Origin of the sequence: Pseudomonas orientalis (genome assembly GCF_022807995.1) — a bacterium.
GTDB classification, from domain to species: domain Bacteria; phylum Pseudomonadota; class Gammaproteobacteria; order Pseudomonadales; family Pseudomonadaceae; genus Aquipseudomonas; species Aquipseudomonas orientalis_B.
In genome coordinates this window covers 2,757,635-2,770,374 of sequence record NZ_CP094351.1, presented here as the reverse complement: position 1 = coordinate 2,770,374, position 12,740 = coordinate 2,757,635, and the positions used below count along the sequence as shown (strand labels likewise).

Here is a 12,740-nt window from a genome sequence, read left to right as displayed (position 1 = left end):
CGTGGGCGAAATGTTGCGAAATATAGGGTGGTTAACGGTCCGGAACCGTTAATGAACAATTGGACACGTAAAAGTCAGAACGCAGTGCATGAAAAGTCGCTGCGGTTATCCTCCACTGACGTTTCGAGTACGCCCCCGATGATTTCTTCACGCCCAGTTATTCCCCTGCAACAACGCCCTTCGCATACGCCAGAAAAAACATTGACGCGCCACTTACGGTCCGCAGAGCATGAAAGCGCCACGGTAGCAGTGCCCGAAAACAGGCTGGCCACTGCGCAGACCACAGGTGACAGTGAGTTGGCAGTGCTTTTGGCACAAGCAATGCGCGCAGGAGCGAATACCGGGGAACTCCATGACATAGAAAACATCCCCCCCGCGTCCACCTTCGGCCAATGGTGGTCACATTTGCACAATGTGATGCAGAGCCGCCACTTCCTCCTTTGGGCTCAAAAACAGCCCATTGATCTTTCAAAGCCTATTTATATCAACCATAAAGCCAACTCCATCGAGGCCATGGTTGGTGGGCAGCGAAAGTCATTTTCCGGATTCGAACACGGTCATCTATGGACCTCGATGATGGCGCCGATCATGCGTGCGGCAAGCGCGCTGACGTCTAGCTCCGGCTATATTTGCAGCCCCGCAAGCAGTACTTGGGCGCCTTACCGTGCAGTCGCCGACTTTTACGGTGAAGCCCTCTCAGGGCAAACCCGAGCGTCCATGGCGGCACGTGCGACGGAACTCGAACACTCCAAAGCCTTTGCCTCTACCCCGGCCGACTCCGAGCGTTGCGCAGAGATACTGCAAGACGAAAAGGCCAAGTTGGCCAATGTCCACGACCAGAAAAATGTCGCCTCAAAACTGATTGATATTTTACTAAAGATCAACGACTTGCCATTGAACACCACCAGGAGTCCCCTTGAACCCAAGTATGTGAGCCCCTCGGCTGCCGAGGACAGAATTGAGCAACTCATCCGCGACCAAATGCGCAGCATTCATCTTTCACTGCACGCCGATTCGCCCTTCAAGGTGTTGCAGGAGGGCCACACTGTCAGCCTGGAAAAGTACTGTAGCGATAACGGCTGGAATATGCCCAAGAACCGCGACGAACTTTTCAATCTCGGCCGGACATTCGATCGTCCACCCCTCGCCCAACTCTCTCATGGGAATTTCGGCGGAGCATTGTCCTGGCCAACGCCATTGAGTGATGAGGATCAGAACGAGATTAAAAATACCCTGCGCCAAAACTCACTCGGGATAAGTGGCCTGCAAAATTATGACGAGAACACAGGTGTACTTGGGTATCTGACGCACAATCAGCATTTCGCGACTTACGAACTTCACAATCCGGCGCAGTTTATTCAAAATCTTCTCACTACGCCCAAGGCCCAGGCGTTGGGGCTCGCATTGCAGGACAAATTCGGAGGGGTGTCCACCCCACAGAGCGTCAATGATTGGACGCTGGCGGCCCTTGGCATTACCCTCGGCCAAGACTGCGAAGCAACGAACACCTCGGCTGCGGTCAGAACGAGTATTGCCGGTTTCGATATGGCCCGCAGTGAACACTGGGACAAGCATCCTTCAGCTCTGGTATCGGGGTTGGTTAACCATTTGGTTGCCACAGGCCGTGCCAGTGCCGAGTTGGCGCCTATCGCAGCTCACCTGCTGCTGTCACCCCGAGCACCGGCTTTTTTGGTCAAGGATATACCCGACAAGGTGAGCTATGGCTCGCACACCTGGGTCAGTTTCAGCACCGCAGTTGCGCGCCTTGAGCACGAGGCACCCGGCTCAACCGCCAACATGACCTACGCGCAAGTGATGCAACGAGCCGATCTGGCCCCTATCACCGACCAGGAGCTCCAGGTTGAATATAGGGCCCAGCGGGACGCCCTGAAAGATTGGGGCGTGGCCCACGGCGTCATACCGCGCAGCGCCGTGGACGCCTACACCGACGAGCAGATGAGCCGCGTCTACAGTGAATACAACACACACGTCGCCGCATTGCGCGAAGCCTCACAGACTTATTCAACGCCGTTCCCCGAGCGTCGCGTTATGGCGCTCGAAGCACTCAAGGCGGTGTATGGCGACCTGGAGTTTGAGAAAAAATGCATCACGCCACTCATAGATGACCGTGATCGCCCTGGTCCTTATTCGGTACTGGATCTTTTCCTCAAGGGTCACCTCAATTCCTTAGGGTGGGTGTCATCGTCCGACGACATTGATATAGACCGTATTGTGAAAGATGCTGACAAGCTCCCCAACATAAACGGGGCGTTTAATGCCGAGATAGCCAACTACTTCCCCGCCATGGAAAAGGCAATGGCCACTCAAGTCAAACACCTCATCACCACGCTACCCCTTGAAGATAGAAAAGCTATTGAGTATGGAAAAATCACCCCGCTCGCGGAGTACGACGTTAGTTACACCTATTATAGTCAAGTGCGTGTTGAAACCAAAGTACCCCATCGCCTGCTGCTGAAAACAGAGCTCGACGGCATCACCCATGTTCACGAAGTCGATCTGAAACAGAACAGCATTCGAAAACGTGACGAGCTGAAAAACCATCCGACGGGACGCCGGACCAGTACTGAAGAAAAGCACCGCTATAAGACAATGCTGTTGGAAGTAAGACCATCCGGCGGTTATCCAGCGAACATCACTGATGAAAAACCTGCAGGAGGTACACCGAACAGCTTTTCCAGTGAGCGCAGTCGGTACATAGCCGACACGTTGGTGGAAGATACCGACATCAGGGCGCTGGAAAGTCAAGCCAGGGGGCTGACGACGTTCGACACTGAGGTTCCTTTCTACCAAAACGCCCGAGAATTCCTTCTTAACCTGATCCCCCTGCGCTCGGCCATTCTCAACTTTCAAGCAGGAAATGTGCGTGAAGGCGCCCTTGATTTGCTGTTCGACGCCTTTGGTTTTGCCGTGGCTATCGGCGCAGCGGCGAAAGGCGCCAAACTCCTCCAGGCAGGGCTTAGCGCCGCGAATAGAATTACCCAGGGAGTAAAGATTCTCGGGCGTGCGGCGCTGGGGAGCCTGAACCCGCTGAGCGGAATCGACGACCTGGCTCGGGGCCTCGTCAATGGAGGGCGCAAGGCATTTAGCAAGGTCAATAATCTGCAGCTCACAGCGGCCAGTAGAAAAAACGGTATCGTTGCAACAGGTACCTTCAAGTATGCAGAGCAAACCATTGACGGTTGTGCAGTACTGCACAACAAAAAATGGTACGCCTACAACCCGGTGAACGGTCGACCGTATGGCAAGCCGCTTGCGATGTTTACTCCCGATAATGTGGCCATGGGCGGCAAGATTGAAACGTTCAAAATGTTGGCTAACGACGCAGGCATTTCCACTGATACAACAAAACGGGGGCTTCGTCTGACGGTGGATGCCCACGGTGTCATTCCACCGGGGCACAGTTCAGCGCTTATGCAGGTAGGCGGTGCGCCTATAACCCCTAATGAATTATTAGACCTGCTGAAGGCAAAGAATATCGACCTGAGCAAATACGTCGAGGTTCGTTTAACCATGTGTGATTCCGCAACAGGTGGAGCGCAATCATTTGCAGCGCAATTTTCCAAACTTTCCAAAAAGCCGACCGAGGGCTTCAAGGGAATCATGTACACCAGCCGCGAGGTAGAAAATATTGCAGTTGCCCGCTTAAAAAATGGTGGCGCCAAACAACAGGAGTTAATCAACGATACCGTTATCGACACCAAGAAAACCATCACCAAGTACCAGCCGACAGGCATGACGGATGACGGCCGATTTATTTACACACAACATCCAGATTACAACCCCGTCCACTTCGATGCTCAGGGCCAACCCATGCCCAACAAGCCCCCTCGAAAACCGTATTCACCGGAGCCTGTAAAACCTAACGAAAGTAGTGGCGGTCAAACCGCTGATATTGATTTTTCCGAGTACGACGATCTGACTTGATCGTCTGGTTCGAGACGGGCGCCCAGCAATCTGCAACAGCTGGGCGTGCTTAAGCCAATAAGCGCTGTATGTGCTCCTGCAGCGTATCCAGGTCAAACGGCTTGGCCAGAATCGGCGCATTGCGCGTAATCGGGCTGTTGCAGTCGAGGATCTCCTGCGGGTAGCCACTGATAAAGATCACCTTCAATTCCGGCCTCACCTTGAGCGCGGGCTCGGCGATCTGCACACCGGAAATGCCGCCGGGCAGACGGTAATCGGTGACCATCAGGTCCAGGTGCGGTTTGGTCGCGAGGATTTCAAAGGCCTCTTTGCCATTGACGGCCTTCAATACCCGATAACCCAGGCCGGCCAGGTATTCACCCAACACAAACATAATGGATTCGTCGTCTTCGACGATCAGTACGACATCTTGTGCATCTTCACTCATGGGAAGCCTTTGTCCAGTCGGTAGCTGGTGTTACGACCATGGGGTCACGTAGAGGTTGCGTCCAGCTGACGATTGATTTCATGCCGTCGCCTGGAGCGGCAGACAGACCCGAAACAAGGCGCCCTCGCCTATCCGGCTCTCCACCTCAATGGTGCCGCCATGGGCCGCGACGATCTGTTCGGAGATGAACAATCCCAGGCCCAGGCCAGCGGCCGCATGGCTGACGGACACCCGCTCGAACTGCTGGAAGATACGTTTCTGGTTCTCCTCGCTGATACCGATGCCATGATCCCGGACTTCCACGCACGCCTCGCCATGTTCTGCATACACCCGTACTTCGACCGGGCTCTTGGCGCCGTAGCGCAAGGCATTGGTCAACAGGTTGGTGACGACCTGCTCGATACGGAACTCATCCCAATGGCCTTCGACTGGCTCATCAGCCACCAGGTGCATCGACGACTCGGCGGCGGCGACCTGCGGCTCGAAGTTATGCACCAGATTGCGCACCAGTTGCGCCAGGTCGAAGCGCGCCGGGCGTATCGACAGTTTGCCGGTGCGGATACGCGACACATCGAGCATGTCTTCGATCAGACGGATCAGGCTCTTGATCTGGCGTTCATCGCGGTCGACCATCGCGTGCATCTTGTCCAGGGTGAACGCCGCCGCGTTGTCCCGCGCCAGATGCATCTTGCGCAATTGGGTTTCCAGGATCAGCCCGTTCAGAGGCGTGCGCACTTCGTGAGCAACGATCGACATGAAATCATCGCGCATGCGCACCGCCTGTTCCAGCTCGGCCTGGGTGGCCTGCAGGCGCGTGAGCAGCAGCTCTTGTTCGCGGCGGCTGCGCTCCAGGGCTTCGACCTGCAGCTTCATCGCCTTGCTCTGGCGGTACAGGTCAACGAACACATTGACCTTGCTCTTGACCGCATGGATATCCAGCGGCTTGTGCAGGAAGTCCACCGCGCCGCTTTCATAGCCCTTGAAGGCGTAATTGAGCTCGCGGCCGGCGGCGCTGACGAACACAATCGGGATGTTCTTGGTCTTTTCGGTGCCGCGCATCAGTTCGGCCAGCTCGAAACCGTTCATGCCGGGCATCTGCACGTCGAGGATCGCCATGGCGAATTCATGTTCCAGCAACAGGGACAACGCCTCGTCGGCACTCAATGCCTTGAATACCTGGCGGTCTTCGCGCTTGATCAGCGCTTCGAGGGCCAGCAGGTTTTCCGGCAGATCGTCGACGATCAGCAGTTTGGCCTGGACAGTACTTAACATGGGGAAGGTTCCAGGGAAGCCAGCAATGAGCCGATCCGGCTCAAGGAAAGAATATGGTCAGGTGTGTGCAGCGCCAGGGCCGCCAGGGGCATCACGGCAATCCGGGCCTCGGCGGGGTCCTGTACAACGGTGGTGCCGCCCGACTGCTTGACATAAGCCAGCCCGCGCGCGCCGTCCTGGTTGGCGCCGGTCAGCAGGATCGCCAGCAGGCCTGGTCCGTAGGCATCGGCGGCAGAGGTGAAGAGAAAATCGATGGCTGGCCGGGAATGGTGCACGCGGTCTTCCTGGCTCAAAGACAGGCTGCGATCCAGCTCCACCGAGAGGTGGTAGCCGGGCCCGGCGAAATACAGGGTGCCCGCCTCGATCGCTTCCTTGTCGCGGGCTTCCTTGACGGGGACGCGCAGGCGTCGCGCAAAGACTTCCGCCAACTGGCTGCGACGTTCATCAGGCAGGTGCAGCACGGCAATGACCGGCAGGCCGAAGCCTTCCGGCAGTTCGCCAAAAATACTCAGCAACGCCTCCACACCGCCGGCGGAGGCGCCGACGACGATGGCTTCAATCCCGAGAATCGGGGTGATGGCGGCGTCGCTCATGATTTGCGGTAGATCCTTTCCTGTTTGACCAAGGGTTCGAACTGCTTGCTGTAGGCGGAGAAATCCAGGGTTTCCTTGCTGCCCAGCACCAGGAAGCCGCGGTGACACAGCGACTCATGAAACAACCCAAACGCCCTGTCTTGCAACTTTTTATTGAAATAAATCAGAACGTTACGACATGAAATTAATTGAGTTTCTGAAAATACGCTGTCGGTGGCCAGGCTATGGTCCGCGAACGTCACGTTTTCGCGCAGCGTCTTGTCGAAGATCGCATTATCGTAAGCTGCGGTGTAGTAGTCGGCAAATGAACGTTGGCCACCGGCCTGCTGGTAGTTGGCGGTGTAGGCGCGCACGTTCTCCAGGGAGAAGATGCCCTGCTTGGCCTTGTCCAGCGAGGCCGGGTTGATGTCGGTGGCGTAGATGATGGTGCGTTCGAGTAAGCCTTCTTCGCGCAGCAGGATCGCCATGGAGTAGACCTCCTCGCCGGTGCTGCAGCCGGCGATCCAGATCTTGATCGACGGGTATGTCTTGAGCAACGGCACCACTTCCCGGCGAATCGCGAGAAAGTGCGACGGGTCGCGAAACATCTCGCTCACCGGGATGGTCAGGAACTGCAGCAACTGCATGAATGCCGCCGGGTCGTGCAGCACGCGCTCCTGCAGCGCGGAAATGGTCGCGCAGTCGAATTGGCGCAAGGCATGGGCCACGCGCCGCTTGACCGACGCACCGGAGTAGTCGCGAAAGTCGTAGCTGTACTTGAGGTAAATCGCCTCGATCAACAGGCGCAGCTCAATGTCGCTGCTTTTGTCCAAGAAACTTCGCTCCACTTAAATGCGTTCCATCTTCGGTAGCCACACGCGGATCAACGAGAACAGACGGTCCAGATCAATCGGTTTGGCCAGGTAATCGTTGGAACCTGCCGCCAGGCAACGCTCCTGGTCATCTTTCATGGCCTTGGCGGTGACGGCAATGATCGGCAGCTTTTTCCAGCGCGGGTCCTGGCGGATCAGCGCCGTCGCTTCGTAGCCATCCATCTCCGGCATCATCACGTCCATCAATACCAGGTCGATATCCTCGACCTCATTGAGCTTGTAGATGGCTTCACGGCCATTGCGCCCGATCACTACCACGGCGCCTTTATGCTCCAGGGCACTGGTCAGGGCGAAGATGTTGCGCACGTCGTCGTCCACCAGCAGGATCTTGCGCCCTTCGAACACCTTGTCACGGCTGCGTGCGGTCTTGAGCATCTTTTGACGGTCATGGGACAGCTGGGATTCGACTTTGTGCAGAAAGAGTGTGACTTCATCGAGCAGGCGCTCCGGGGAGCGCGCACCCTTGATGATGATCGAGCGCGAGTACTTGCGCAGCTCGGCCTCCTCATCGCGTGTCAGGTTGCGCCCGGTGTAGACGATCACCGGTGGGAACGAGCAGATATCTTCGGTGGCCATGCGCTTGAGCAGTTCGTTGCCGAGCATGTCCGGCAGCTTCAAGTCGATGATCATGCAGTCGTAGACGTTGGTGCGCAGCAGGTCCAGCGCAGCCTGGGCGTAGCCGACATCGGTGATTTCAATGTCATCGTCGCCGATCAGGCGGGCAATGCTGTCACGTTGCAGGTCGTCATCCTCGACCAGCAGCACCCGTTTGACCTTTTGCGTCAGTTTGGCTTCCAGGCGCGCGAACACATCCTTGAGTTCTTCTCGGGTGGTGGGTTTCACCGCGTAACCGATGGCACCCATGTGCATGGCGGCTTCGACGCGGTCTTCCACGGAAATCACATGCACCGGAATGTGCCGGGTATTGGCGTGTTCCTTGAGACGTTGCAGCACCGTCAGCCCGGAATGGTCCGGCAGGCGCATGTCCAGCAGGATCGCGTCGGGGATGAACTCTTCGGCCAGGCTGTAGCCTTCGTCGGCACCGTGGGCGACCAGGCAGTTGTAGCCCAGTTCGTGAGCCAGGTCGAAGAGGATGCGCGCGAAATTCGGCTCATCTTCCACCACCAGGATGCAGCGGGTGGTGAAGGGCGCTTTGTCACGGTCATCGGCAAAGCGTGGGATCGGTTCGGCATCGGCCACCTGCGGCATTGCTACCTTGACCGGCAAAGGCGCAGGTACCGGCGCTGCCACCGCTTGGTGTGGGACTTCAATCGGTGCGGCATCTTCGCCGCGTTCGACATACTGTTCCGGTAATACCAGCGTGAAAATGCTGCCCTTGCCCGGCTCGCTGGTCACGCTGATGTAGCCGCCCAGCAAGGTCGCCAGGTCGCGGGAAATGGACAGGCCCAGGCCGGTGCCGCCGTAACGGCGATTGGTGGTGCCGTCAGCCTGGCGGAAGGCTTCGAAGATGCTTTCCTGTTGATCCTGGGCGATCCCTATCCCGGAATCGCGCACGGTAAAGGCAATGCCCTCCCCCGGCGCCCGGGACACCGACAGGCTGACCTGGCCCTGTTCGGTGAACTTGATGGCGTTGGACAGCAGGTTCTTGAGGATCTGCTCCAGACGCTGGCGGTCGGTGAACAACAGGGTGGGTGAACCTTGCTGCACGTCGATCTGGAAGCCCAGGTTGCGATCCTTGGCCAGCGGCTCGAACATGCCGCGCAGGCCGTCCACCAGACGCTCGACGCTGGAGTTTTCCGGACGCACTTCCAACTTGCCGGCTTCCACCTTGGAGATATCCAGGATGTCGTTGATCAGGTTGAGCAGGTCATTGCCGGCCGAATAGATCGACTCGGCAAACTTGACCTGTTCGGCACTGAGATTGTCCTGGGGGTTCTCGGCCAGCAGCTTGGCCAGGATCAGCGAGCTGTTGAGCGGCGTGCGCAGTTCGTGGGACATGTTGGCGAGGAATTCGGATTTGTACTTGCTTGAGCGTTGCAGCTCATCGGCGCGATCTTCCAGTTCCAGCTGGACCCGGTTGAGCTCGATGTTCTTGCGGTCCATGGCATCGCGCTGCTCGGCCAGGGTCTGGGTCTGTTCGGCCAGTTGTTCGTTGGTCTGCTCAAGCTCTGCTTGCTGGGTTTCCAAGTGCGCCTGGGACTCCTTGAGGATGCGTGATTGTTCCTCCAGCTCTTCGTTGGCGGTCTTGAGCTCTTCCTGCTGCACTTGCAGCTCTTCGTTGAGCTGCTGGGTTTCGGCGAGGACTTCCTGCAACCGCTGGCGATAACGCGCGGCTTCGATGGAGGTGCCGATATTGCCGGCGATCAGTTCCAGCAGTTCCACATCGCGCTCTTCCAGCGGGCGCAGGAAGCCCAGTTCGATCACACCGTTGACACGGTCGTCATCGCTGGTCGGCACCACCAGTACGCTGCGGGTGGTGCCCTCACCCAGCCCCGAACTGACCTTGAAATAGTCAACCGGAACGTCGTCCAGGCGGATCAGGCGATCGAGCTGGGCGGCCTGCCCCACGATGCCTTCGTCGCTGTAGATCGCCTGTTCCAACTGCGACTGTTCGCGGGAGAAGCCGTACGTGGCCACCCGACGCAGGCCGCCGTGCTCTTCACGCACGTACAACGCGGCAACCGCTGAGCCCATGTACTGGGCAAAGAACTGCAGGATGTTGCGGCCCAGCAGGTTCAAGGTCAGTTGGCCAAGCACCTGTTCGGCCAGTTCGGTTTGGCCGTTGCGCAGCCAGGCCTGCTGCTCCAGGCGCTTGGCAATCTTCTTTTGTGACGCGAGGTTTGCACTGTAACTGTTTGAAAGTTCGAGTAAATTCTTTCGACCGATATACGCAAGCACACCGCTTAGCCCGAGTACAAACACCAGATACAGCGTCACGCTGACCACCGTGGTACGCGTGACCTCTTCATTGCGGGCGATACGGAACTGCTGTTCCATCGCCACCGCGTCGTCATATTCCTTGCGGATCTCGTCGGTCAGGCGCTTGCCCCGGCCCGCCTTGACCGCACCACGGTAATCGCCGCTGCTGCGCTGCAATTCAATCATCGACTGCGCGTACTTGTTCCATTCCACTTGCAGCGCTTCCAGGCGCTTGAGACGGTCGACCTGCTGCGGATTGTCGGCAACCAGTTCCTGCAAATTGCGCAGGTCGGCAATGATCCTTGGCTTGGCCACTTCATAGGGGTCGAGGAAATGCTCGTCACCGGTGATCAGGAAACCGCGCATGCCGGTTTCCAGGTCGACCGTCAGTTTGGACGATTCATTGAGGTTGTTGAGCACCCGGTCGGTGTGCTCCACCCACCGAATCACCGACAGCAGGTAGGTGATCAGCACCACGAAAAACACCGCGCTGAGCACACCCACACCCAATGGCAGGGCCACGTTACGGCTCAGGAGTTTGCGGAAGCTCTTTTCATCAACTGACGACGCGGGATTCATGGGCATGCCTTGGCCAAGTGCGGAAAAACCGGGAGTTTGCCCCAAAGTGACGTTCAAGACCATTTTTCTGGGACGCTTTTGTACAGATTCCTACAAGAGAACAGGCTATTCTGCCTGGTCTTTTGTACCGCATTGTTTTAACGCCCTGGGAACTTGTGGATAGCCCGCGCTTACTCAAGTACAGGCCCGTCAGATGGCCAGCTTTAAAACCTCGTCTTTTTTGGGAAAGTCCTCTATGTCCGCAATTACCTCCACCATCCTTGTTGTCGAAGACGACGCTATCGTGCGCATGCTGATCGTCGATGTGCTTGAGGAGTTGGAGTTCACGGTGCTTGAGGCTGCCGATGCTGCAGAGGCCCTGGCACAGGTGGAAAAAACTGACCAGGTGATCGACCTGATGATGACCGACGTCGGCTTGCCGGATATGGATGGCAAGCAACTGGCAACCAAGGTCCGCGAACTGCGACCTGCCCTGCCTATCCTGTTCGCCAGCGGCTACGCCGAGAACATCGATGTGCCCGCCGGCATGCAGGTGATTGGCAAGCCGTTCTCGATCGACCAATTGCGCGATAAAGTCAAATCAATGTTGCCCTGACCATCCCGCGTTCTTTTGCAGGTTTTAACGTGACGTGCGGGAAAGAAAACAGGAAACTCAGCGCCTGCATCTCCCCGTCAGTCAAAAGAACCCTGGAAGGACGCAACAACATGATTGGACAACCTGCGCGCCTGGTGTTGGCGAGCCTCTCGATACTCCTGAGCACCGGCGCCTGGGCCGACTTCACGGCAAACCCTGCCCAAGCGCGGGCCATAGCCAAGGAAGCCTATTTGTACGGCTACCCCGTGGTAGAGATGTACAAGACGCTGTACACCCAGGCCGTGGACAAAGGCGGGGCCAATTTCAAGGCGCCGTTCAATCGCATCGGCAACACCGCACAGGTCTTCACCCCCAAGGACACCGCGTTCACCACCCCGAACTCGGACACGCCCTACTCCTTCGTCTGGATGGACCTGCGCAGGGAACCCCTGGTGCTGACCCTGCCCAGGGTCGAAGACAACCGCTACTACTCGGTGCAGTTGCTCGACCTCTATACCCAGAACATCGCCTACCTGGGCACACGCAGCACCGGCAACAACGGCGGTCACTACATGATTGCGGGCCCTGACTGGAAGGGTCAGCAGCCGGTCGACATCGACCGCGTGGTCTACAGCGAGAGCACTATCGCCTACGCCCTGTATCGCACACAGCTGTTCGATGAAAAGGACCTGGGCAAGGTCAAGCAAATCCAGAACGGCTATAAGGTGCAATCGCTGAGCAGCTACGTGAAACAAGCGGCCCCGGCCAAGGTGCCGAAGATCGACTGGCCCAAGCCGATGGCGAACATGAGCGACAGCCCGCAATTGTTCCGCTACCTGAACTTCATGCTGGCCTTTGCCGCGCCCCAGGACAGTGAAAAAGACCTGCTGGCACGCTTCGCCACCATCGGCATCGCCCCCGGCGCGCCTTTCAAGCTGAACCAGCTGACCGCCGAACAGCGCAAAGCATTGGAAGACGGGATAGCCGATGCCAAGGCTGAGTTCGCCACCTTCAAGAAAGACAAGATCGACACTCAGCAAGTCCCCAGCGGCGAGCTGTACGGCAGCCGTGACCGCCTGAAAAACAATTACCTCTACCGTTATGCCGGCGCAAACCTGGGGATGTTCGGCAACTCCACCGACGAAGCCGCTTACTTCACCTGGTTCGACGACAGCGAAGGCAAACCGGCCAACGGCGCACGCCGCAGCTACACGGTCCATTTCGCCAAGGACCAACTGCCGCCGGCCGATGCGTTCTGGTCGCTGACCATGTACGACGCCAAGACCAAATTGCTGGTGCCGAACCACAAGAAACGTTACCTGATCAACTCGCGCATGCTGCCCGGCCTCAAACTGGACGCCGACGGTGGCCTGACCCTGGCCCTGCAGCATCATGAGCCACCGAAAGCCGAACAGAGCAACTGGCTGCCCGCCCCGACCGGGCCGTTCTTCGCGGTGCTGCGTATTTACCTGCCCAAGCCCGAAGTTACCAGCGGCCAATGGAAGTTGCCGCCGTTGACACCGCTCAAGTAACCCCGCCGGGAATGAGGGCACGGCGGGTGGCGATACACCTACGCTTCCCGCCGCTCAAGCATGCAT

At 57.7% G+C, this 12,740-nt stretch carries 8 protein-coding genes; 3 read left to right on the top strand and 5 right to left on the bottom strand.

The annotated features are described in order from the left end of the window. The first annotated feature begins 51 nt into the window (after positions 1-51). Entirely contained in the window at positions 52-3,945 is a 3,894-nt protein-coding gene (locus tag MRY17_RS12265; protein WP_243353847.1) for a hypothetical protein, read from the top strand. A gap of 49 nt (positions 3,946-3,994) precedes the next feature. Here MRY17_RS12265 and MRY17_RS12260 read toward each other — a convergent pair whose 3' ends face one another. The 5 genes from MRY17_RS12260 to MRY17_RS12240 all read right to left on the bottom strand — a co-directional run bounded on the left by MRY17_RS12260 (position 3,995) and on the right by MRY17_RS12240 (position 10,568). After that, entirely contained in the window at positions 3,995-4,372 is a 378-nt protein-coding gene (locus tag MRY17_RS12260) for a response regulator (RefSeq protein ID WP_017528049.1), read from the bottom strand. Between the two features lie 78 nt (positions 4,373-4,450). Further along, the gene (locus tag MRY17_RS12255) at positions 4,451-5,644 is read right to left on the bottom strand and encodes a hybrid sensor histidine kinase/response regulator (RefSeq protein WP_181284268.1); all 1,194 of its coding nucleotides are present in this window, start codon (positions 5,642-5,644) and stop codon (positions 4,451-4,453) included. Next, on the bottom strand, positions 5,638-6,237 hold the full coding sequence (locus MRY17_RS12250; protein ID WP_181284267.1) for a chemotaxis protein CheB: 600 nt from the start codon (positions 6,235-6,237) through the stop codon (positions 5,638-5,640). Before MRY17_RS12250 ends, MRY17_RS12255 begins: the two co-directional genes overlap by 7 nt. Beyond that, entirely contained in the window at positions 6,234-7,064 is an 831-nt protein-coding gene (locus MRY17_RS12245) for a CheR family methyltransferase (RefSeq protein ID WP_175413325.1), read from the bottom strand. Before MRY17_RS12245 ends, MRY17_RS12250 begins: the two co-directional genes overlap by 4 nt. Further along, on the bottom strand, positions 7,065-10,568 hold the full coding sequence (locus tag MRY17_RS12240; protein WP_243353846.1) for a response regulator: 3,504 nt from the start codon (positions 10,566-10,568) through the stop codon (positions 7,065-7,067). A gap of 235 nt (positions 10,569-10,803) precedes the next feature. Between MRY17_RS12240 and MRY17_RS12235 the strand changes: the two genes are divergently transcribed. Together MRY17_RS12235 and MRY17_RS12230 are read left to right on the top strand one after the other, a co-directional pair. Beyond that, a complete protein-coding gene (locus MRY17_RS12235) occupies positions 10,804-11,163 on the top strand; it encodes a response regulator (protein ID WP_181284265.1) in 360 nt (119 codons plus the stop codon). 110 nt (positions 11,164-11,273) lie between these two features. Then, positions 11,274-12,674: a DUF1254 domain-containing protein gene (locus MRY17_RS12230; protein WP_243353845.1), complete on the top strand. Its 1,401-nt coding sequence runs from the start codon at positions 11,274-11,276 to the stop codon at positions 12,672-12,674. The last annotated feature ends 66 nt before the right edge of the window (positions 12,675-12,740 follow it).

Bases quoted from the DNA above. Each gene is read 5' to 3' on its own strand.
- MRY17_RS12265 (WP_243353847.1), top strand. From the start codon at position 52: ATGAACAATTGGACACGTAAAAGTCAGAACGCAGTGCATGAAAAGTCG.
- MRY17_RS12260 (WP_017528049.1), bottom strand. From the start codon at position 4,372: ATGAGTGAAGATGCACAAGATGTCGTACTGATCGTCGAAGACGACGAA.
- MRY17_RS12255 (WP_181284268.1), bottom strand. From the start codon at position 5,644: ATGTTAAGTACTGTCCAGGCCAAACTGCTGATCGTCGACGATCTGCCG.
- MRY17_RS12250 (WP_181284267.1), bottom strand. From the start codon at position 6,237: ATGAGCGACGCCGCCATCACCCCGATTCTCGGGATTGAAGCCATCGTC.
- MRY17_RS12240 (WP_243353846.1), bottom strand. From the start codon at position 10,568: ATGAATCCCGCGTCGTCAGTTGATGAAAAGAGCTTCCGCAAACTCCTG.
- MRY17_RS12235 (WP_181284265.1), top strand. From the start codon at position 10,804: ATGTCCGCAATTACCTCCACCATCCTTGTTGTCGAAGACGACGCTATC.
- MRY17_RS12230 (WP_243353845.1), top strand. From the start codon at position 11,274: ATGATTGGACAACCTGCGCGCCTGGTGTTGGCGAGCCTCTCGATACTC.